The organism is Neisseria sp. HMSC068C04, assembly GCF_001810105.1.
Lineage (GTDB): Bacteria > Pseudomonadota > Gammaproteobacteria > Burkholderiales > Neisseriaceae > Neisseria > Neisseria flavescens_B.
In genome coordinates, this window is record NZ_KV799999.1 from 1 (window position 1) to 414 (window position 414).

The 414-nt window shown below is 52.7% G+C and carries 1 protein-coding gene; it reads right to left on the reverse strand.

Translation table 11 applies throughout. The features are described 5' to 3' along the window. Nucleotides 1-414, reverse strand: a 414-nt coding sequence (locus HMPREF2700_RS10330; RefSeq protein ID WP_168162745.1) for an RHS repeat domain-containing protein, incomplete at both ends; no start/stop codon positions are given.

The following is a 414-nucleotide window of genomic DNA, read 5'->3' on the forward strand; positions in this document are numbered from 1 at the left end:
TACTGCCGTTGCGGTTTTCTATTTTAATGAGTTGGTTGTAACCATTCCAATGGTAGTCCGTAGTTTCGCCATTGCAGGTTTTGCGGATCAGGTTGCCACGTTGGTCGTAGTCGTAGTGTACGCCTGCGTACTCTTTAAGCAAGTTGCCCCAGACTTTGTTTAGAGACGGTTTTTCTTGGCTGTTTGCTTGACCTGCATGGTCTTGTTTGTTGCCGCTTAGGTCGAGACGGTTGTCGGCGGGGTCGAAGGCAAAGGTTTCTCTAAAGTCGGGGGTGACGGCGGCGATCAGTCTGCCGATGGGATCGTAGCGGTATTGGGTTTGTCCTCCTCTGCTTTGGATGTGGGTCAGTTGTCCGGCGGCATCGTAGCCGTATTCGCGTCGGCTGCGGTTGTGGATTTGCTGCAGGATTCTGC